This window comes from Gordonia sp. NPDC003950 (assembly GCF_053605205.1).
The window spans coordinates 67,309-86,871 of the sequence record NZ_JBSGIT010000006.1 but is presented as its reverse complement, the minus strand read 5'-3'; the positions used below and the strand labels follow the sequence as shown (position 1 = coordinate 86,871).

General features: G+C 66.0%; 19 protein-coding genes and 1 tRNA gene. 12 read left to right on the top strand and 8 right to left on the bottom strand.

Going from position 1 to position 19,563, the window contains the following annotated elements:
• Positions 1–51 precede the first annotated feature (51 nt).
• Positions 52–825: a LysR family transcriptional regulator substrate-binding protein gene (locus ACWETB_RS06910; protein WP_452210153.1), complete on the bottom strand. Its 774-nt coding sequence runs from the start codon at positions 823–825 to the stop codon at positions 52–54.
• An 80-nt stretch (positions 826–905) separates the two neighbouring features.
• Here ACWETB_RS06910 and ACWETB_RS06905 point away from each other — a divergent pair, with 80 nt between their 5' ends.
• The 5 genes from ACWETB_RS06905 to ACWETB_RS06885 all read left to right on the top strand — a co-directional run bounded on the left by ACWETB_RS06905 (position 906) and on the right by ACWETB_RS06885 (position 5,230).
• Complete coding sequence (locus ACWETB_RS06905; protein ID WP_452210320.1) at positions 906–1,295, top strand: DUF5997 family protein; 390 nt, start codon at positions 906–908, stop codon at positions 1,293–1,295.
• 133 nt (positions 1,296–1,428) lie between these two features.
• Positions 1,429–1,986, top strand: a complete 558-nt coding sequence (locus ACWETB_RS06900) for a hypothetical protein (RefSeq protein ID WP_452210151.1) — start codon at positions 1,429–1,431, stop codon at positions 1,984–1,986.
• Between the two features lie 130 nt (positions 1,987–2,116).
• Entirely contained in the window at positions 2,117–3,523 is a 1,407-nt protein-coding gene (locus tag ACWETB_RS06895; protein ID WP_452210149.1) for a flotillin family protein, read from the top strand.
• 431 nt (positions 3,524–3,954) lie between these two features.
• Positions 3,955–4,638: an alpha/beta hydrolase gene (locus ACWETB_RS06890; RefSeq protein ID WP_452210147.1), complete on the top strand. Its 684-nt coding sequence runs from the start codon at positions 3,955–3,957 to the stop codon at positions 4,636–4,638.
• Between the two features lie 310 nt (positions 4,639–4,948).
• Complete coding sequence (locus ACWETB_RS06885) at positions 4,949–5,230, top strand: transposase (protein WP_452210145.1); 282 nt, start codon at positions 4,949–4,951, stop codon at positions 5,228–5,230.
• A 287-nt stretch (positions 5,231–5,517) separates the two neighbouring features.
• Here ACWETB_RS06885 and ACWETB_RS06880 read toward each other — a convergent pair whose 3' ends face one another.
• The gene (locus ACWETB_RS06880) at positions 5,518–5,949 is read right to left on the bottom strand and encodes a MarR family winged helix-turn-helix transcriptional regulator (protein WP_452210143.1); all 432 of its coding nucleotides are present in this window, start codon (positions 5,947–5,949) and stop codon (positions 5,518–5,520) included.
• 53 nt (positions 5,950–6,002) lie between these two features.
• Here ACWETB_RS06880 and ACWETB_RS06875 point away from each other — a divergent pair, with 53 nt between their 5' ends.
• Positions 6,003–6,797 carry an SDR family NAD(P)-dependent oxidoreductase gene (locus ACWETB_RS06875; protein WP_452210141.1) on the top strand — a complete coding sequence of 265 codons (795 nt, stop codon included), beginning with the start codon at positions 6,003–6,005 and terminating at the stop codon, positions 6,795–6,797.
• Between the two features lie 393 nt (positions 6,798–7,190).
• Here the strand turns inward: ACWETB_RS06875 and ACWETB_RS06870 are convergent.
• A tRNA-Ser gene (locus ACWETB_RS06870) sits at positions 7,191–7,276 on the bottom strand.
• A gap of 271 nt (positions 7,277–7,547) precedes the next feature.
• On the opposite strand from ACWETB_RS06870, the gene ACWETB_RS06865 reads away from it, so the two are divergent.
• Positions 7,548–8,522 (top strand): NAD(P)H-quinone oxidoreductase, encoded by a 975-nt coding sequence (locus ACWETB_RS06865; RefSeq protein WP_452210139.1) that lies wholly within the window; start codon positions 7,548–7,550, stop codon positions 8,520–8,522.
• A 4-nt stretch (positions 8,523–8,526) separates the two neighbouring features.
• Here the strand turns inward: ACWETB_RS06865 and ACWETB_RS06860 are convergent, their stop codons facing one another.
• Both ACWETB_RS06860 and ACWETB_RS06855 read right to left on the bottom strand, forming a co-directional pair.
• Complete coding sequence (locus tag ACWETB_RS06860; RefSeq protein WP_449742734.1) at positions 8,527–9,006, bottom strand: MarR family winged helix-turn-helix transcriptional regulator; 480 nt, start codon at positions 9,004–9,006, stop codon at positions 8,527–8,529.
• A gap of 89 nt (positions 9,007–9,095) precedes the next feature.
• Complete coding sequence (locus tag ACWETB_RS06855; RefSeq protein WP_452210137.1) at positions 9,096–10,292, bottom strand: aminotransferase class V-fold PLP-dependent enzyme; 1,197 nt, start codon at positions 10,290–10,292, stop codon at positions 9,096–9,098.
• Between the two features lie 92 nt (positions 10,293–10,384).
• Here ACWETB_RS06855 and ACWETB_RS06850 point away from each other — a divergent pair, with 92 nt between their 5' ends.
• From ACWETB_RS06850 to ACWETB_RS06830, 5 genes are all read left to right on the top strand, one after another.
• The gene (locus ACWETB_RS06850; protein ID WP_452210135.1) at positions 10,385–10,957 is read left to right on the top strand and encodes a bacterial proteasome activator family protein; all 573 of its coding nucleotides are present in this window, start codon (positions 10,385–10,387) and stop codon (positions 10,955–10,957) included.
• Positions 10,958–11,028: 71 nt separating this feature from the next.
• Complete coding sequence (wzm, locus tag ACWETB_RS06845; RefSeq protein WP_449742614.1) at positions 11,029–11,889, top strand: galactan export ABC transporter permease subunit Wzm/RfbD; 861 nt, start codon at positions 11,029–11,031, stop codon at positions 11,887–11,889.
• Positions 11,890–11,896: 7 nt separating this feature from the next.
• Positions 11,897–12,739, top strand: coding sequence for a galactan export ABC transporter ATP-binding subunit Wzt/RfbE (wzt, locus tag ACWETB_RS06840; protein WP_449742613.1), 843 nt, complete (start codon positions 11,897–11,899; stop codon positions 12,737–12,739).
• A complete protein-coding gene (gene glfT1, locus ACWETB_RS06835) occupies positions 12,736–13,650 on the top strand; it encodes a galactofuranosyltransferase GlfT1 (RefSeq protein WP_449742612.1) in 915 nt (304 codons plus the stop codon). The genes wzt and glfT1 overlap by 4 nt, the downstream gene beginning before the upstream one ends.
• A gap of 140 nt (positions 13,651–13,790) precedes the next feature.
• Positions 13,791–14,669 carry a TIGR03619 family F420-dependent LLM class oxidoreductase gene (locus ACWETB_RS06830; protein ID WP_452210133.1) on the top strand — a complete coding sequence of 293 codons (879 nt, stop codon included), beginning with the start codon at positions 13,791–13,793 and terminating at the stop codon, positions 14,667–14,669.
• 24 nt (positions 14,670–14,693) lie between these two features.
• Here ACWETB_RS06830 and ACWETB_RS06825 read toward each other — a convergent pair whose 3' ends face one another.
• From ACWETB_RS06825 to ACWETB_RS06815, 3 genes are all read right to left on the bottom strand, one after another.
• Positions 14,694–16,202 carry a glycosyltransferase family 39 protein gene (locus ACWETB_RS06825; RefSeq protein WP_452210131.1) on the bottom strand — a complete coding sequence of 503 codons (1,509 nt, stop codon included), beginning with the start codon at positions 16,200–16,202 and terminating at the stop codon, positions 14,694–14,696.
• Between the two features lie 22 nt (positions 16,203–16,224).
• Positions 16,225–18,048 carry a glycosyltransferase gene (locus tag ACWETB_RS06820; protein WP_452210129.1) on the bottom strand — a complete coding sequence of 608 codons (1,824 nt, stop codon included), beginning with the start codon at positions 18,046–18,048 and terminating at the stop codon, positions 16,225–16,227.
• Between the two features lie 86 nt (positions 18,049–18,134).
• The gene (locus ACWETB_RS06815; RefSeq protein WP_452210127.1) at positions 18,135–19,556 is read right to left on the bottom strand and encodes a phytoene desaturase family protein; all 1,422 of its coding nucleotides are present in this window, start codon (positions 19,554–19,556) and stop codon (positions 18,135–18,137) included.
• Between the last annotated feature and the right edge of the window lie 7 nt (positions 19,557–19,563).

The following is a 19,563-nucleotide window of genomic DNA, read 5'->3' as shown; positions in this document are numbered from 1 at the left end:
GCGCGGTTACCTCCTCCGTCGGCGGCCCAGATCACCTGGTGCATCATCGGCTCATCTCGAGCCACGCGACCGATTCCCCGAACGCCTTGTCCCCGAACGTCCGGCACGCGGCACCTTTCCGGCCGCCTCCCGGGCCGCCCGTTTGGCGGCCGCCTTCTCCTTGGCCGACCGTTTCGGCGGTGCGTCGGTGGCGCCACGAGACGAGGTGGCTTTGCGGCCGCGGACGATCCCGATGAACTCCTCGGCCCCCTCCGACGTCGGATCCGGCCACAGCAGTCCGACGGTGCTCGTCGGCAGACCCGCGACCGGTCGATAGTCCAGGTCTCGGCGGTGATGCAGCCGCGCCAGCGACTGGGGCACCACCAGCAGTCCGACACCGGCGGCGACGAGTTCGATGGCGTCGGCAGTGGTTTCGGGGCGATGTTCGATCGCGGTCCCGGGACGGTCGGTAACACCGAGTGGTTCGTCGAGCGGCCACAGCAGAGGCTCGTCGGCGAGGTCATCGGGCTGTAGTTGGTCGCCCGCGCTGAACAGATGGTCCTTGCCGAAGATCACCACCGTCGTCTCCTCATAGAGCGTGATCGTGTGGTGCGGCCCGGGATCGGCGTGGGTGAGCGCATCGGGCAGGCGGGTGATCGCCATGTCGACGTCGCCTCGGCCGATCACCGAGGCGGTGTCGGCGACCTCGACCGCGGTCATCTGCAGCGGGATGTCCGGGTGGCGCTCACCCCAGATCCGCACCCATTTCCCGGGCGTCGTACCCGGCACGTAGGCGAGGCGGAACACCGCCGGGCTCGACGGGTCGGCATCTGCGGGCGGATTCACGCCCCGAGGCTACCCCGGAGCTTCACCGCCTCGGAGAATCACGGCAACGGCGATACGCTGCGAGCATGAGCTCGCAGTCGATGAAACCGGCCACCGCCGCCAAGAAGCTTGACGTCTACCTGCCGGCGACGCCGGAGGAGTTCCGCGCCGGCCCGATCACGCGGGCGGAACTGGCCGCACTGCAGGCCGACCCGCCGCAATGGTTGCGCGACCTGCGCGCCAACGGTCCGCACCCGAAGAATCTCGTCGCCGCCAAACTCGGGATCTCGAACTCCGGCCTGATCCGGGGCGAGATCACCGAGGCGCTGACCACCGACCAGATCAACGCACTCCTCGACGACATGCCCGACTGGCTGGCAGCCGAACGCACCAAGCACGTCGAGGTGCTGCGCGAGGAGCGTCGCGTCAAGTCGCTGCACGCGGACCGCCGACGCGACAGCGAGGCGCAATCCGGCGACGACCTGCCCTGAACCGGGCCCACCCCAACCGTATCGAACGATCGACCGACCCTCGCGGCTCCGCCATCTATCGTGACCACCAGATGACGCCGCACGGCTCGTCGTAACCAAAGACGCCGGGAACGCTGGGAGGAGAACCGGGCACATGGATCCCCTGACCATGCTGCTGCTCATTGTGGCCGCTACCGGATTGTGCCTGAGCCTGCTGTCGCTCATCGGTCTGGATCTGGGGCCCATCGATGTCCACATCGGGGATTCCGGTGTCGGCCTGCTCGGCCTGCTCACCCCCGGCATCACCATCGGCGCCGGCGTGAGCGGACTCATGCTCCTGGGGGACACGGCACCGACGATCGGAGCTTTGGCAGTGGGTGCGGCGGCGATGGCCGCCACCATGGCCCTCATGTACCCGGTGCTGCGGATGTTGCTGCGCGCCGGCAAGGAATCCGAGACCACCGAGTTGGCCGGGCACAAGGTCAGCATGGTCGACGGTCTGGACTCACCGCAACGTCTGGGCCAGGCCGAGGCCATCACACCCAACGGCTCGCAGCTGATCACGGTGTGCCTGGACCCCGAAATGACCGCGCGCGGCCTGACCCTGCGACCGGGTGACACCGCGTACCTGGTGTCGCCGAAGAACCCCGACGACCAGATCTGGTTCGCCACGTCGCTCTGGTCGATCGATCGCCGAGACGAGGGGTTCTGACACCGACTTGCAGGCGATGACGTCGCCTCTGCCGAAGCACTACCCGTGACGGAACGATCGCGCCGAACCGTCCGAGAAATCAACTCCGAGAAATCAACTCCGAGATAACAACCCACAGAAGGAAGCACTGTTGTCCAGCATCATCGTCACCATCGGGGTGGCCGTCGCCGCACTCGTGGTCCTGATCATCGCCCTGATCTCACGCTATCGCGTCCCCGGTGCGGACGAGGCCTTCGTCGTCACCGGCACCGGCAAGGGCCAGACCGGCAAGGTCTATCGCGGCACCGGCACCTTCGTGCTGCCGGTGGTCCAGAGATCCACCCGCGTCTCACTGAGCTCGGTGCAGGCCACCCTCAACACCTCGACCCCGGCCAACGACGGCATCGAGCTGGCCGTGTCGGCCACCGCGGTCGTCAAGGTCGGCGACGAGCCCGAGGACGTGCTCAAGGCGGGTCAGCGCTTCCGCGACGACACCAACAAGATCAAGTCCTTCGTCACCCAGCAGCTCTCGGGCGAACTGCGCTCGATCGTGGGCACCATGACGGCCAAGGCCATTCTGGTCGACCGCAAGGCGCTCATCGATCAGGTCGCCGAGGCCATCAAGACCAATCTGCGCACCCAGGGTCTGGCCCTGGACTCGTTCTCGATCAACGAGGTCTCCGACGCCGACGGCCGATACTTCCAGGACCTGGCAGCAGCCGAGCGCGCCGAACAGTCCCGGATCGCCCACATCGCCCAGGCGAACGCCGAGAGCGCTTCGGCCATCGCCAAGGCCCAGGCCGAGCGCGAGGCCGAGCAGGCACGTATCGCCAATCAGCAGGCCGTGATCGAACAGCAGCGCCAGCTCGACGTCGAACGCCAGGAGGCCCGCAAGATCACCGAGCGCGCCGCTGCCGAGGCCAATGCCGCCGGCCCCCTGGCCGAGGCCGAACGCAGGCTGATCCAGACCGAGAAGGACAACGAGGTCGCCGCCAGGGCCGCCGAACTGCGCCAGACTCAGCTCGACGCCGAGGTCAAGCGCCCGGCCGAGGCCCGTCGCTTCGAGACCGAGCAGAACGCCGCCGCCGAGAAAGCCCAGCGCATCGCCGAGGCCGAGGCACAGGCCCGCACCGTCGAACTGCAGGGTGAGGCCCAGAAGAAGGCCAAGATCGCCGCTGCACAAGCCGACGCGCAGAGCACCGAGCTGCGGGGTCGTGCCGATGCCGAGGCCACCCGGTTGCGCGGTGAGGCCGAGGCGCAGGCCATCGAGGCCCGTGCCAAGGCGCTGGCCGAGATGGACACCGTCGGTCAGCTCGAACTGATCCTGACCAAGATGCCCGACATCGTCGCGGCCGCGGCCAAGCCGCTGGCGGGAGCCTCGGTCACCCTCATCGGCTCCGACACCGATGGCCTCACCCAGTCGGTCACCAAGAGCGCCGTGGGCGCACTGGAGACGATCCGATCGACGACCGGTATCGATCTGGCCGAGATGCTCGGCGGAATCAGCAAGACTGCCGTACCGGCTCCACAACAGGTCCGCAGCGACGACCTCGGCTGAGTCGACCCCGTACGGCAACACCCCGTGGTACCTGGTGCCGCGGGGTGTTGTTTCTTCTCCGATACGAGGAGCCGGTCTGATCCGAACGCTGAGTGAACTTGCAGACGCCCGCTTTGCAAAGACCTCGTCTGCATGCAGCAGACGCGTTTGGCCGGCACCCCGACCAAGCCAGACGCATTCCTGGGTCATCTCCCCAACTACGACATTGACGACCAAACGAAAGGAAACTTCTGATGCCCAGTAGATGCGCGGAGCAGTTGTTGGAACACACTGTCACTGCCAGTGATGGCGCTGAGGTGCCGGTATCACGGCTTCCCGCGAGAGGGGGCATCCCGGTTGTCCTCGTGCCGGGGATGTGCGATAACCGCCGCATCTACTGGACTACTCACGGAACAGGACTTGCGAACCACCTTCGTAGCCGTGGATAGGACGTGTGGATCGTCGAGCGCCGCGGGACTCAAGGCCGACATGTTCCGCCAGGTGTGCGACGCGGATGGAACGAGGCGGTGCACAAGGATCTGCTATCAGCGCAGCGCTTCATCAGCGCGCAATCTGCGACGCCGGCAGTATGGATTGGCCATTCCTACGGCGGCACCATCATTTCGCGTGCCCTTGGTGAGCACACACTCACCCACGACACCATTGCCGGTGTGGTGCTTGTCGGCAGTGCCATCGATGTGCCGCTGATGCGCTCACGCCTGCTACGGAAACTCGCCCGCGCCCGGTTCTGGAATGACCCGCTGCCCACCCACATCCTCGGATTCGGCCCAGAAGACGAGTATCGAGATCAGCTTGACGACATGTTCACCAGCTGCGATATCGAACGCGTCGCCGGTCATACAGCGGCCACCCTGGCTACCGTCACAACACCGCTACTGACAATGCCTGGTCGGTGGGATCTGTTGAGCCCGCCAACAACATGCGATCGACTAGCTCATAGCTACGCGTCCACCGACAAACAACGCATCCAAATCTCCCGACGCAACGGCTTCACCAGCAACCTAGGACACGACACCCTGCTGATGAACAACCGCCACCCGCGCATCGACGTCTTCGACGCCATCACCACATGGATCGAGACCCACACAACCGCCATCACAGAAGACCCGCAATGAATATCGCACCAACGAACACTGACCGTCCACCAGATGCCGCGTAGTCTTCGGCGCGAGCGAGCTGCGCGACATGGTGGACAGGCTTGCCCGACGAACGACTTCTGGTCGATCTCCGGCCGGGCGCTTACTGCATTCGGTGCGGCGCTCGGCATCGCAGGGCTGTACTACTGGTCCATCAAGCCGGTTCAGATCTCTGTCTGACTGCCGTGGACCAATTCCTGGCTGGCGAGTGGCAGGTCCCCGATAACCGGTCCAGGCAGTTCTAGAGCCCTGATTGCCCTGATGAGCGCACGAAGGGACGATAGGGATCATGGCAGGACGGAAGCGTCACTCCGCCGAGGACATCGTGCGCAAGTCGCGCAGGGCCGACGAGTTGGCGACGGAGAGACAAACCGGCGAGGAGATCGCCGCCGACCTCGAGGTGTCGGCCGCGACGTTGTGCAACTGGCGCCGCCAGTACGGCGGCATGGACGCTGATGCCGCCAAAGAGCTCAAGGAATTGCGTGAGCAGAACAGCCGGCTCAAGCGACTGCTCGCCGATGCGGAGTTGGAGAAGGACGCACTGCGGGAGATCGCCAAGGGAAAATGGTGAGCCCAACCGCCAAACGCGCCGCCATCGACATGCTCAAGGACGTGATGAACATGTCAGAACGTATGGTGTGCAAGGTAGTTGGGCTTTCCCGCTCAGCCTATCGGCAGCTGCCGTTAGCGCAGACGCCGGCCGACCCGGACGCGGAGGTCCGTTAGCAACTGCGCACCTACGCCCGCAAGAACCCTCGTCACGGATTTCGTCGGGCGTGGGCGCGAGTGCGGTGTCCCCCATGCCCAGAACCGCAGATGAGTACGGGCAGACGTTTCCGATTCAGTAGCACGCCAGGCTCAGGTCTCAGAGGCTGCGGATCGACAGGCGGCGAGGAGTCGACGCAGTGTTTGGCGTTCCTGGGCGGTGAGGGCATCAAAGACTCGCTGTTCCACCCCCACAGCTACCTTGTCAGCCTTCGCGAGGAGCTTCGTTCCCTCGTCGGTGAGCCGCGAGGTAAGGGTGTTGCGGCTCCAGTCGTCCCGTGCTCGCTCAACGAGCCCCTTGCCCTCCAAAGTCTTCAACGTCGCCGCTGACGCTTGAGGAGTGACCAGGCAAGCCCGAGCGAGTCCAGCCCCGCTGATACCCGGGTGCTCCCGCAGAGTCAGGAGAGCGGCGTACTGCGCAACGGTAAGCCCAAGATGTCGCAGACCATCGGACTTCGCAGACATCAGTGCGACCTCTGCCGCCTTGATGTCGAATCCGAGTCGCTCGTCGATCCGTAGTGCCACCGCATCAGCGTACGCGACTTGATCAATATCAAACTCTTGATGATAATCAAGTTATGAATCTTGCGTTGGTGACAGGCACGACCCGAGGCATGGGACACGAGATAGCGCTCGACCTCCTACGACGCGGATGGACCCTCATCGCACCAGTCAGGCGGGAAGACCAGGCAGCCTCGCTAGTCGATGCAGCCGAGCGTATGAACGCACCTCGCCCCGTCGTGCTCGGATGCGACCTCGCCGACCACGACGCTGTGCGCCGCATGTGCAGCGAAGCCGCAGCGGTTGGAGCGCTCGATCTCGTGATCAACAACGCAGGAATCGGCGGCGGGATCGACCCGTCGGTGCGCGAGACCAACGACGCGGGAGTTGAGTTGCGCATGGCGGTCAACGCGGTCACGCCTCACCTGATCGCACGAGAACTCAGCGACTCCCTTTCTGTATCGGGCAGGATCGTCCAGGTCGGCAGCGTCGGACAAGCACCCGTAGACCTGAACGATCTGAACTTCGCGGCCGGGTACGACGGGGTGCAGGCGTACTGCCGCAGCAAGCTCACGCTGATCATGTCCGCCTTCGAACTGGCCTCGCAGGGGCTGCCCGTCAACGTCGTCCACCCTGCGCACGAGATGCCCACCCAGATGGTTCTCGACAGCGGCTTTCCTGTGTCATCCACCCTCGACGACGGCGCACTCGCAGTCCTCCGCGTGGCGCTCGACACCGAACTACGGGATGTGCGCGGAACCTACTTTCATCGTTTCGAACGAGCGCGGCCCCACGAGCAAGCGCTGGAACCCGAGGCGCGCACTCAGGTGGTCGATTGGCTTGAAGACGTTGGAGGTATACGCGGGACGTGACCACACAGACCTCCTCCGTGTCGGTGCTGCCGTCCACCATCAAGTGCATACCCAACTTGGATCAGTACCTGGCCGAGAACGGCTCCGCGATGCGCGCTCGTGACCGCCCACCCCTACCTGGCAACAGGCACTGGGTCGCCGAATCCACCTGTCCCGCGCCGAACTACGGCGCAGTCGCAGGGAAGAACAGCGCGCGCCTCGCCGCGAGCTGGGTCTGTCCGCATCCACGGTCGCCTCCGCGACGGGGATCGAGACCTGGGAACTCGAACGGGCCCCCAACATGCTCACTGCCACCGCGTAATCCCAGGTCGAGTGGGGGGGTGATAGACCACGCGTTGTGGGGAAATGACTCGGGGCAGGTCCGTAGACCACCCCGAAACCCCCATCTACCTGCGGAAGCGGAGGGATTTGAACCCCCGGTGCTGTTTAGGCACGCTCGCTTTCAAGGCGAGTGCATTCGGCCGCTCTGCCACGCTTCCCTGCGCAAAAGGGTACGTGAGTGGTCACAAGGGGACCGAATCGGCTCCCGACCCCAGCACCGCGATCCGGGCCGAGACAAGGCCCAGGTACGGCGACTACCAACGTGAATTCCGCTGGGGCGCAATCGCTCACGCGACACGTCCGCACTCACGCCCGCAGTGCAACGACCGCGCGCACGCGCAGGCACCGCGCGACCTGAGGGCCACCGCGTCAACGACCGGACGCGCAGTCCGGGGCTGCCGGCCAACACCGATGTGCCACCATCGACTCATGCGCGCGGTCACCGTCTCCGACTCCGGCGAACTGAGCATCGCCACCATCGACGATCCGGTTGCCGGCTCCGACGAGGTGGTCATCGACGTGGTGTCGGCCGGCGTGAACCGCGCCGACGTGCTGCAACGACGCGGCCTCTATCCACCACCACCCGGGGCGCCCGACACCCTGGGGCTCGAGGTGTCCGGACGCATCCGGGCGGTCGGCTCCGATGTCGTCGGCTGGGCGCCCGGCGACGAGGTGTGCGCGTTGCTCGCCGGCGGCGGCTACGCCGAGCAGGTGGCCGTGCCCGCCGCCCAGGTCCTGCCGGTCCCGGCCGGGGTGTCGGTGGCCGACGCCGCCGCTCTGCCGGAGGTGGCCTGCACCGTCGTCTCCAACGTCATCGAAGCCGCCCACCTGGTCCCCGGCGAACTCCTGCTCATCCATGGCGGGTCGAGCGGGATCGGTACGCACGCGATCCAATTGGCGCGGGCGCTCGACGCGCGTGTCGCAGTGACCGCGCGAACCGCCGACAAACTCGACCGTTGCCGCGAGCTGGGCGCCGACATCACCATCAACTACGCCGAGCAGGACTTCGTCCAGATCATCTCCGAGCAGGGCGGCGCGGACGTCATCCTCGATATCGTCGGCGCAAAATACTTGGCGCGCAACATTTCCGCGCTGCGAACGGGTGGGCGGCTGGTGATCATCGGGATGCAGGGCGGAACGAAGGCCGAACTGTCGATCGCAGCGCTGATGGCCAAGCGGGCCTCGGTCATCGGCACCACGTTGCGTTCCCGACCGGTCGACGGCAACGACGGCAAGGGACATGTGGTCGCGCGCACCCGCGAACTGACGTGGCCGCTGATCGAGGCCGGAAAGGTCGTCCCCGTCATCGACAGCGTCTTCGGACTCGACGACGCCGACGCCGCCCATCAGCGCCTCGACAGCGGCGAGTCGATCGGGAAGGTCCTGCTGCGGGTGTCGGACTGAAGAATCAGTCGCAGGCCTTGCGGATCCGCTCGAAGGCATCACCGATGGATTCGTACTGCTCGGGTGCCACCACGTCGACGACGAGCCGTTTGATCAGACCGTCGCGCACGCTCATCTGCCGGTCGAGTTCCACCCGCCCGGCCTCGGTGATCCGCACCAGCCGGTGCCGGGCGTCGGCCTGCGACGCCACCCGCTCAAGGGTTCCGTCGTCGATGAGTCGACTCACGATGCGCGACACCGTGCTGACGCCGGCGTGCAGGGTGGCAGCCAGTTCGCTGATACCGATCGAGTCGCGGACCGCGAGGATCTCCAGCAGGCGCATGTCGGTCGCCGAGAAACCTGCCGCGGCGAACCCGGCGGTCACCTGAGCCATCAGTGCCCAACCACCGTCGACGAAGTTATGCCAGACCTGCTGCTGGCTCTCGGTGAGACGGCACGGACCACCTGTGGACGCGTGGCCGCGTCCCGACTCGGGCTCCCGCATATTCACTGTGTCGAAGATAGTGCGGTGTGCGTCAAATTACGAAACGGTGTGGGTCGTCCGACCGACAACCCGTCGCGCACCGTGGCAATTCAGGCGAGGGAGCCGAGTGTCCTGACCAGATGATCCACTTCGTACGGGGTGGAGTACGGCCCGAGGCCCACGGTGACCGCACCGCCGAAGTCGCCGGCACCCATCCGGGTCAGCGCCCGGCTGGGAAGGTCGGCCAACGCGCAGATCCCGTTGTCGGCGAGCCGACGGACCACGGTGTCGGCACCGACCCCGTCGACGGCGAAGCTGACGAGCGGGACGCGGTTGTCGCTCTTGCCGATGACCGAGACGTGATTGAGCTGGTCGAGTGTGGTCACCAGATAGAACCCGAGCCGTTGCAGGTACTCCGACACGCCGTCGAGGGCCGCGACGACGCGTCGTCGGCGTTTACCGAACGCATCGGGGTCCAGGGCGGCCAGATGCTCCACCGACGCCACCAGACCTGCGAGCAACGCACCCTGGTGTTCGCCCACCTCGAGACGTTCGGGTCCGACGGCATGGGGATTGGACGAGAGTGACGAGAGGTTGTCCATCGCCCGCGGGTCGGCGAACACCATCGCCGCCACCCGCGGACCGCCCCACCGTTCGGCCGACACCACCAACACGTCGGCACCGAGTTCGGTGATGTCGAGGGGCACGTAGGGCGCGGCGCTGGTGGCGTCGACGACCAGCCTGGCACCGACCGCCCTCGTGCGTTTGGCGATGTCGGCGACGTCGGTGAGAGTGCCCAACGTCGACGACGCCAACGGGACGGCGACGACGGCGGTGCGATCGTCGATGAGGTCGTCGTACTGCCAGGTGGGCAGTTCGCCGGTCTCGACGTCGATCTCCGCCCAGCGCAGCTGGCCACCCACCCGACCGAGGGCGCGCACCCACGGCAGGATGTTCGGCTCGTCGTCCTGGCGGCTGACGACGACATTGCCTGACAGCCACGTGTTGGGTTTGATCGCCTCGGCCAGCGTCCACAGCAACAGCGACCGGGACGGGCCGAGGACCACCCCGGAGGCCTGCGCGGCCACCATGTCGGCGATCGCCCGACGCGCACCGTCGAGGGCGTCGGCGGTGGCGCGGGCGGCGGGATATCGCCCCGACGGCGCCGCTCCGAGCTGGCGAAATCCGGTCGACACCGCACTGGCGACCGAATCCGGGATCACCATGCCGGCCTGCGGATCAAGACGGATCCAGCCGTCACCGAGCGACGGGAACAGTCCGCGCGCATGGGCGACATCGAAGGCCATGGGCCCCACCATAGACGGGCGTCATCGCGTCTCAGCGAGGTATCGCCGCGGGTATCGCCCCGACCCGTCGACGGCTTGGGCACAATGGGGGCATGGTCATCGACGGCACACCTGCGAGCCCCTTCGGTAGTCCCGATCACGACGGCGCGTCCGAACCCGGCAACGATTCCATCGTGGTGGTGGGTGCGGACGCCCCCCTGGGCACCGCCGCCGCCTCCGCCGAGTCGTCGGACGACGGCACGAGCGTCGCCGACATGGTGGAGCAGCCCGCGAAGGTGATGCGCATCGGCACCATGATCAAGCAGCTGCTCGAGGAGGTGCGGGCGGCACCTCTCGACGAGGCGAGCCGCAACCGGCTCCGCGAGATCCACGCGTCGTCGATCCGCGAACTCGAGGACGGGTTGGCGCCGGAGCTGCGTGAGGAACTCGAACGTCTGGCGCTGCCCTTCACCGACGACACCACCCCTTCGGACGCCGAACTCCGCATCGCCCAGGCACAGCTCGTCGGCTGGCTCGAAGGCCTCTTCCACGGCATCCAGACCGCACTGTTCGCCCAACAGATGGCCGCCCGGGCGCAGCTCGAGCAGATGCGGCAGGGCGCATTGCCGCCGGGAATGATGCCGGCTTCGGGGAGCGGACACGGAAGTACCGGGCAGTACCTGTAGGGCACCTCGGCAGCTCCCCCGAGAACCTCTGTGCCGGGTGACCACATGAGCGCTCTGTATGCTCAAGCCTCGTGTCAGCGGAAGTGATCGAGGGGCAGGTGCCACCGCCCCCGCCGGGCGCGGGATCTCGGTCGATGAGCCGGGCCTTCGGCGACCTGGCCGAAGGCATACGGTCGCGGGAGCTGTGGCTGCATCTGGGGTGGCAGGACATCAAACAGCGGTATCGCCGCTCGGTGCTGGGCCCCCTGTGGATCACCATCGCCACCGGCGTGACCGCCGTGGCGATGGGCTTGCTCTACGGCGAGCTCTTCCACATGGACATCAAGACCTTCCTGCCGTACGTCACGCTCGGGTTCATCTTCTGGAACTTCATCCAGAACTCCATCCTCGAGGGGGCGGAGGTCTTCGCCAAGAACGAAGGCCTGATCAAGCAGCTGCCCGCGCCGGTGAGCGTGCACGTCTACCGGATGGTGTGGCGGCAGCTGATCATCTTCGCCCACAACATCGTGATCTACATCGTGATCCTGATCGTCTTCCCGCAGCCGATCAATTGGACTGTGGTACTGGTGATTCCGGCGATCATCCTGTACGTCATCAACGGCGTGTGGGTGTCGATCGTATTCGGCATTCTCTCCACCCGGTTCCGTGACATCGGGCAGTTGCTGACGACGGCGGTGCAGTTGGTGTTCTTCATGACACCGATTATCTGGACGACGCAGAGCCTGAGCCAGGTCGGCGGGGAGAATCCGCGCCTGCGGCTGGTGGAACTGAACCCGATGTATCACTACCTCGACATCGCGCGGGGGCCCCTGCTCGGCCAGTCGGTGGCGTTCTATCACTGGGCGATCGTCATCGGCTGCACCGCGATCGGGTGGCTCGCCGCGTTGGCGGTCATGCGTAACTACCGGGCCCGCGTGGCGTATTGGGTGTGATTGGGCGATGAGTAATACCAGTTCGGTACGCGTGGACACGTGGGATGCGTGTGTGGATTTCCCGATCTTCGATGCGAAGACCCGGTCGTTGAAGAAGTCGGTGATGGGTGCGGCCGGCGGGGTGATCGGCGCCAACGACTCGAACGTCATCGTCGTCGAGGCCCTGAAGAACATCAACCTGCACCTCGAACACGGTGACCGCGTCGGTCTGGTCGGCCACAACGGTGCCGGCAAGTCGACATTGCTGCGTCTGCTGTCCGGGATCTACGAGCCGACGCGTGGCGCCTGCCGGGTGACCGGACGGGTGGCCCCGGTGTTCGACCTCGGCGTCGGCATGGATCCGGAGATCTCCGGCTACGAAAACATCATCATCCGCGGCATGTTCCTGGGACTGACACGCAAGGCGATGCTGCGCAAGATCGACGAGATCGCCGACTTCTCCGAACTCGGCGACTACCTGCAGATGCCGCTGCGAACCTACTCGACGGGTATGCGGGTGCGACTTGCCCTCGGCGTGGTCACCAGCATCGATCCGGAGATCCTGATCCTCGACGAGGGCATCGGCGCGGTGGACGCCGAATTCATGAAGAAGGCCCGAATCCGGTTGCAGGCCCTGGTCGAACGGTCCGGCATCCTGGTGTTCGCCAGCCACTCCAACGAGTTCCTCGCCCAGCTCTGCGATCGTGCGCTGTGGATCGATCACGGCGAAGTCCGGATGGACGGCGGAATCGAAGAGGTGGTCGGCGCCTACGAGGGTCCCGACGCTGCCGCGCATGTGCGTGAGGTGCTGGCCGGGATGAAGCGCGACGAGGCTGCCGGCGAGGGCACCGACGGGGACACGCCGACATGAGCACCGACACCGTGGTGGCGGTGGTGGTCACCCACCGTCGCGCGGAGCTGTTGGCGGCGTCACTGAAAGTCCTGGCCACGCAGTCACGTCCGGTCGACCACATCGTCGTCGTCGACAATGCCGACGAGGCTGTCGTCGCCGACCTTGTTGCCGCACAGCCGGTTCCGACAACCTATCTCGGATCGAGGCGAAACCTCGGCGGCGCAGGCGGATTCGCCCTCGGCATGCTGCATGCCCTGGCACTCGGTGCCGATTGGGTCTGGTGCGCCGACGACGACGGCCGGCCCGAGGGCAGTGAGGTTCTCGCGACGCTGATGGACTGTGCGATCACGCACGATCTCGCCGAGGTCTCCCCGGTGGTCGCCAACATCAACGACCCGGAGACTCTCGCGTTCCCGTTGCGCCGGGGAGTCGTGTGGCGGCGCAAGCGATCCGAGTTGTTCGAACCCGGCAACCCCGACGGCGACCTGCTGCCCGGGATCGCGTCGCTGTTCAACGGCGCACTGTTCCGCGCGGCGACGCTGGAGATGATCGGCGTGCCGGACCTACGGTTGTTCTTCCGCGGCGACGAGGTGGAGATGCACCGTCGGTTGCAGCGATCGGGTCTGGCCTTCGGCACCTGCCTGAGCACCGCATACCTGCATCCCTACGGCACCGACGAGTTCCGGCCGATCCTCGGTGGGCGGATGCACACCCAGTATCCGGACAACCCGACCAAACGCTTCTTCACCTACCGCAATCGTGGCTATCTGATGAGCCAGCCGGGGATGCGCAAGCTCCTCCCCCAGGAGTACGCCCGCTTCGGCTGGTACTTCCTGGTGCAGCAGCACGACGTCAAGGGCTTCGCCGAGTGGCTGCGGTTGCAGCGCCTCGGCCGTCGTGAGCGGTTCGTCCGGCCGGACTCTGACTGACTTACCAACTGCCGGTCGCTTCCCGGATACTCGCGGGCCGGCAGCCCACGGACCATCGGATTCTCCCCAGATGCAACCACAAAACTAGAACGTGTTCTACCCTGAGTGGGCTGGTCTACGAGTACCAAAGGGGCACACCGATGCGTTTCACCTTCGCCGAGGCGATGACCGACCCGGCCTACTACGCGCCACTCGCGCAGGCTGCGGAGAAGGCCGGGTATGCAGGATTCACCATTCCCGATTCCCTCGCCTACCCCGAGGAATCGGACGCAACCTATCCCTACACTCCCGACGGCAATCGGGAGTTCCTCGAGGACAAGGCGTTCATCGAGACCTTCATCCAGGCGGCGGCACTCGGCGCGGTCACCTCGACCATCCGCTTCACCCCGTTCGTCCTCAAGCTTCCGGTGCGTCCGCCTGTGCTCGTGGCCAAGCAGGCCGCGTCGGTGGCCTACCTGACAGGCAACCGCCTCGCGCTCGGCGTCGGCACCAGTCCGTGGCCGGAGGACTACGAGATCATGGGTGTGGATTTCCGTCGCCGCGGCAAGCGGATGGACGAGTGTATGGACATCATCCGCGGACTGACCTCCGGCGGGTACTTCGAGTTCCACGGCGAGTTCTACGACATCCCCACGATCAAGATGGCACCGACCCCCACCGAACCCATTCCGCTGCTCGTCGGCGGTCACGCCGAGCCGGCGCTGCGCCGGGCAGTGATCCGCGGCGACGGCTGGATGCACGGCGGCGGACCGGCCGAGGAACTCGACGCCCTGCTCGAGCGGATCGCCGACCTCCGCAGGGCCGAAGGAAGAACGAACGACCCCTTCGAGATTCACGTCATCTCTCTGGACGCCTACACCGTCGACGGGGTGAAGAAGCTGGAGGACAAGGGGATCACCGATGTGATCGTCGGATTCCGGCTGCCCTACGTCGTCGGCCAGGACACCGAACCACTGCAGACGAAAATCGACCATCTCAACTGGTACGCCGACAACGTCATCGACAAGTTCAACCGCTGAGCCGCAACGCGATCGGCGCGTCCACTATCCAGAGCTCTGCATCCGGACCACCTGCGAATGACAGAATTCGGTGCGGTCGGTGATGTGCAGACCCGCCTTCGACAACTCGCGATACAGGGGCGTACCGGTGAAGTGGAACGGCTCGAAGTACCAATTCAGCGTGCCGCCCGGCAATTCGACGAACGGCACGTCACGCTCACCATCGGTGATCACCCACATCACCTCGCACGACTCCGCGAATGCCCGGTAGGCGGTGACGGGCTGGTCGACATCCCACAGCCGACCGGCCCGTGCCGCGTCGACGGCCGGACCGAGATCACGGAGGCCGACGAAGTCGGCAGGTCTGGCCGACATCACCACGCGCTGCGACACCGGACTCCAGGAGGGGGCCGAGTCGAACGCCACACAGGCACCGGGTTGCGCGTGCTCGCCGATGTAGTCGGCAACCGCGGAGAAATCGCTGCCACCCATGTGGCCGTAGGTGCCACGGCCCGCCACATATCCCGGTGCTGCAGCCACCGCCGGGATCAGCACGACGAGCAGGGAGATCCAACGGCTTTCCCGGGCGATGTGCATGGCCGACCATGCCAGTAGCAACGCCACTCCCGGCGTCGTGAACGCCAGGTACCGCGGCGTGTACAGCGGCTCCCCGATGACCGAGATCAGCCACACGAGGCCCGCGGGCACGACGAGCCAGCACAGCGACAGAACCAGCACCCGATGTCCCTCGTGCGTCCAGGACATCATCGACGCAACCACACCCACCACCACGACAAGCAGCGCCGTCACCGCGAAGGGCCATGACCCGTCGAAAAACTCCCATAGGGCATAGACCGCAACGGTCCGGTCCGTGGTATCCGGAATCCAATCGATCTGCGCGCGCTGCCCGCTCACCCACCAAACGAAGGGCGACAAGACGATCGCCACGCCGACCGCCGTCGCGAACAACCACGGCCATGCCGAGCGTTTGGTCAGCAGCACATACATCAGGTGCGCGACAACAAGTGTCAGCGAAAGCAGAAACCAGATCCCGGCAATCCCCGCGACGAACCCATACGCCACCCACCACCATCGTCCGCGATCAAGTGCGTACAACAGCACGAGGCACAACGCGATCGACAGAAAGACGGTTCCCGCATACGATCTCGCCTCCATACCGGCCCACGTGATTCGTGGGACGGTGAGAAGTGCGAGCGCGGCGAGGACGCCGAACCAGGTGCTCCACAACCGATTTCCGAGTACCACCAACAGGGCCGATGCGCCCCCGATCGCCATCGCCGACGGGAACCGCAGTGAGAATTCGGAGATCCCGAACACCGACGCCCACGCCTTCGTCACCATGTAGTAGGCAGCGTGCACCCCGTCGGTGTGATGGACCAGCGACAGCAGTTGCGGATAGCTACGATCGATCGCGGACACCGTGGCCGCCTCGTCGTACCAGAACGACGGACGCCACGACCCGGACGCGGAGAGAACGACCCCGAGAAGCCCGACGGCCAGCGACGCACCGAGTAGCCACCGGCGACCAGTCACCGCCCGATCAGTCACCGCCCGATCAGTCACCGTCGAAGAGTCGCTGCCAGTTCTCATGGCTCGTGAGTCGCGGCACGGCGTCACGCCACTGCTGCGCGATCTCCGGCGCCCGTCGTCGCAATATCCACGACAGGCGCGCCAACTCGCGGCCCTGCCGGACAGCGATGTCTTTGTCACGGCGACGCACCCGAACCCCGGTCTGCGACGCATCGGTGACGACGGCCTCACTGAACAACCCGACGTGCCACCACCGCGCATCGTGCGCCGAGATGGCCACCTTCCCCGGCGCCACCCGACCGAGGAACTGCTTGACCACGCGCTTGGCGAGCACCTGATCGAGTTTGTCCTCCTTCGGTTCCGGGCCGCGCATCACGATCCGCGGATCGTCGGCCAACGCTTCAGTGGCCTCGCGCCGCACCGTGTCGGGGTAATGCGAGCGCAGCTCCGCGAGCTCGGCGAGTTTGCTGCGTCCACCGTCGGCCAGAATCGTTGGGCCAGAGAGAAAATCGCGTACCGCCAGGAGGAACGTCTCGGCCAGCCCGTACTGCATGGAGACGATGTGACTCGTGATCTCCCGCGCGACAACAGCACTCACGGTCTTCGGATCGAATCGATCATGAATCGCCGCGACGATCAGGGCATTGCGCCAACTGAAATACCGCGACCAGTCGTCGTAATCCTTCAGATGGAAATCGGCATGCCACACACCGGCGTTGGGCAGGGTGATGGTGGGGAACCCGGCCTTGCGGGCACGGATTCCGAACTCGATGTCGTCCCATTGGAAGAACAGCGGCAGCGACAATCCCGCCTCCACCACCGCCTCAGCGGGGAGAAGGCATGTCCACCAACCATTCCAGCCGGCATCGGTGCGCGGGTCCTGCTGCTTCTCGAGCGCGTTCAGCCCGGCCTTGCCACGCGGCCCCGGGCGACCGGCCTTCAGCTGATCGAGGGCTTCCCACTCGCTGGTCATGTGCACTCGGTAGGTCTCCGACAACAGCAGCATCTGCGAGCCGACCAGGACCGGACGAGTTGCGTTGTTGGCCATCGCCGACAGACGCACCACCGACTCCGGCTCGCACAGGATGTCGTCGTCCATCACCACGATGTCGGTGTCACATGACCCGTTCTTGGTGAGTTCGTGCAAACCTCGGTTGAATCCCCCTGCACCGCCCAGATTCGGCTGGATCAAGTACTGCAGGCGTGGTCCGAGCGCATCTTTGACCAACGGGAACTGTTCATGCGAGTCAACACGCTGCGTTCCCTGGTCCACCACGTACACCGCGTCGATGAGTCCCAGTGCGACGGGATCACCCGCCAAGGTCAGCAGCGTCGAGATGGCGTCGGCTGGGCGGTTGTGTGTACATATCACCACCGAAATGGCGCGGTTGCGTTCCGGACGGGTCACCGACCACGTCACGTTCGACACGCTCGCTGCGCCACCAATCGCTGTGGCGTCAAACCAGATCGCGCCTCCGTCGAGGAATCGTCGGACCTCGACATCGACCGTCGCCCGGCCATTGCCGGTGACCTCGATGACGTCCACGGGGCGCCGACGGCCACCCGCATCCGAGGCGTTGACCTCGACACGCAGACACCCGCCCTCGGCGACGCGATGGTCGAACTCGAGCCGCACGGAATCAATGGCGGTATATCGCTGCCAATAACTCGCGGCAAATCGCCCGAAATACGTATTCGTACTCAGGATGGCACCCGGCTCCATCCGGACCTCGGTCCGGTCCGGGCGCACCATCGCCATGTTGGCGTCGACGTACATTCCCGGGACCACACGGGGATTGGGGCCGGCGAACAATGTTCGCTGGACCAATACCAGGGCTTCTTCCTGCATCACACCTCTGCTATCGCGCGGACCGATGTCGATGTTGCGGCCCGATTCCCGTCGAGACTAGCTCACAGCGACCTGCCAGCCGGAAATCACGCGCGCGTAGTCAAGTGATCCAGTGCCGTTTCGGCAGCGTGAAATCCACACATTCCGTGCACGCCACCTCCGGGCGGCGTCGCCGAGGAACACAGGTACACCCCGGCGACACCGGTGGCGTACGGCGTCGTCGTCGGCCGTGGCCGTGCGATCAAGTGCAGCAGGTCATTGGGTCCGCCGCCGATGTCACCGCGCACATAGTTCGGATTGTCCATCTCGAGTTCACCCGGGGTTCGCGCCCGGACGTCGACGACGCGGTCGGCGAAACCCGGCGCGAATCGCTCGATCTGCGCGGTCACCAGCTCGGTGACCGGGCCGTCGAATCCATTGGGCACATGCGCATACGCCCAGAGCGGACGCAGCGAACCCGCGGCGCGACCCGGGTCGGCCAGCCACTGCTGTCCCACCAGAACGAAGGGACGCTGCGGCATCCGCCCGGTCAGCACGGCCCGCTCGGCGTCGGCGATCTGCGCGGACGTGCCGCCGACGTGGACGGTGCCCGCCCGGTCACAGCCGGGCGCCGTCCACCCCACCTCGCCGTCGATCACATAGTCGACCTTGAAGGCTGCGGTCGGATGCTCGATCGCCCGCAACGCGCGGCCGAGGCGAGGCGGAATGGCGGTGCCCAGCAGATCCGCCGCGAACTCCGGCGCCGTGTCCAGGATCACGATGTCGGCGTCGGCGACGTCGCGGTAACGGTCGATTCGCCGGCCCGTCACCACCTCGCCCCCGAGTTCGGCCAGTAGAGCGGCCATGGCCGATGCGATGGCCGCCGACCCGCCTTCGGCCACCGGCCATCCGGCGTGATGCCCCGCCGCGACCAGCATCACCCCGGCCGCCGAGGAACCCGGCCGGTCCAGTCGGGTGAACCCGTGCGCGGCCATCCCGGTGAACAGCGCCCGCGCGCCCGGTGTCCGCATCATCCGCGCCAGCATCGTCGCCGGGGCGAGGGCACGCACACCGAATCGGGTCAGCATGATCGGATGTCGGGGCACGTGGGCGAACGGCCGCAGGATGTCGGTACCGATGGCGTCGAATCGTGCCGCGAGCGGCCCGAACAAGCCCTTCCAGCGCGGACCGTCGACACCGAGGCCGTCGGCCGTCTCATCGATGTCGCGGTACAACAGCGCTGCGGTGCCGTCGTCGAGGGGATGCGCACAGTCGATCTCCGGCCACCGCCACCGCAATCCGTGCCGGTGCAGCGGCAAGGACGCCAGAAAAGGTGACGTGACCCCCAGCGGATGGAATGCCGAGCAGTGATCATGCAGGACGCCGGGCACCATCAGTTCACTCGATCGCGTCCCGCCACCGATCTCGTCGGCGGCCTCGTACACGGTCACCGCCACCCCGGCCTGGGCCAACCGCACCGCAGCGGCCAACCCGTTCGGCCCCGAGCCGACGACCACCGCGGTCCGCATCGATCCG

What these genes read in the sequence shown, in the direction of transcription:
- ACWETB_RS06905 (WP_452210320.1), top strand. Translation starts at nt 906, where the DNA reads ATGAAACCGGCCACCGCCGCCAAGAAGCTTGACGTCTACCTGCCGGCG.
- ACWETB_RS06900 (WP_452210151.1), top strand. Translation starts at nt 1,429, where the DNA reads ATGGATCCCCTGACCATGCTGCTGCTCATTGTGGCCGCTACCGGATTG.
- ACWETB_RS06885 (WP_452210145.1), top strand. Translation starts at nt 4,949, where the DNA reads ATGGCAGGACGGAAGCGTCACTCCGCCGAGGACATCGTGCGCAAGTCG.
- ACWETB_RS06875 (WP_452210141.1), top strand. Translation starts at nt 6,003, where the DNA reads ATGAATCTTGCGTTGGTGACAGGCACGACCCGAGGCATGGGACACGAG.
- ACWETB_RS06865 (WP_452210139.1), top strand. Translation starts at nt 7,548, where the DNA reads ATGCGCGCGGTCACCGTCTCCGACTCCGGCGAACTGAGCATCGCCACC.
- ACWETB_RS06860 (WP_449742734.1), bottom strand. Translation starts at nt 9,006, where the DNA reads ATGCGGGAGCCCGAGTCGGGACGCGGCCACGCGTCCACAGGTGGTCCG.
- ACWETB_RS06855 (WP_452210137.1), bottom strand. Translation starts at nt 10,292, where the DNA reads ATGGCCTTCGATGTCGCCCATGCGCGCGGACTGTTCCCGTCGCTCGGT.
- ACWETB_RS06850 (WP_452210135.1), top strand. Translation starts at nt 10,385, where the DNA reads ATGGTCATCGACGGCACACCTGCGAGCCCCTTCGGTAGTCCCGATCAC.
- wzt (WP_449742613.1), top strand. Translation starts at nt 11,897, where the DNA reads ATGAGTAATACCAGTTCGGTACGCGTGGACACGTGGGATGCGTGTGTG.
- glfT1 (WP_449742612.1), top strand. Translation starts at nt 12,736, where the DNA reads ATGAGCACCGACACCGTGGTGGCGGTGGTGGTCACCCACCGTCGCGCG.
- ACWETB_RS06830 (WP_452210133.1), top strand. Translation starts at nt 13,791, where the DNA reads ATGCGTTTCACCTTCGCCGAGGCGATGACCGACCCGGCCTACTACGCG.
- ACWETB_RS06820 (WP_452210129.1), bottom strand. Translation starts at nt 18,048, where the DNA reads ATGCAGGAAGAAGCCCTGGTATTGGTCCAGCGAACATTGTTCGCCGGC.
- ACWETB_RS06815 (WP_452210127.1), bottom strand. Translation starts at nt 19,556, where the DNA reads ATGCGGACCGCGGTGGTCGTCGGCTCGGGGCCGAACGGGTTGGCCGCT.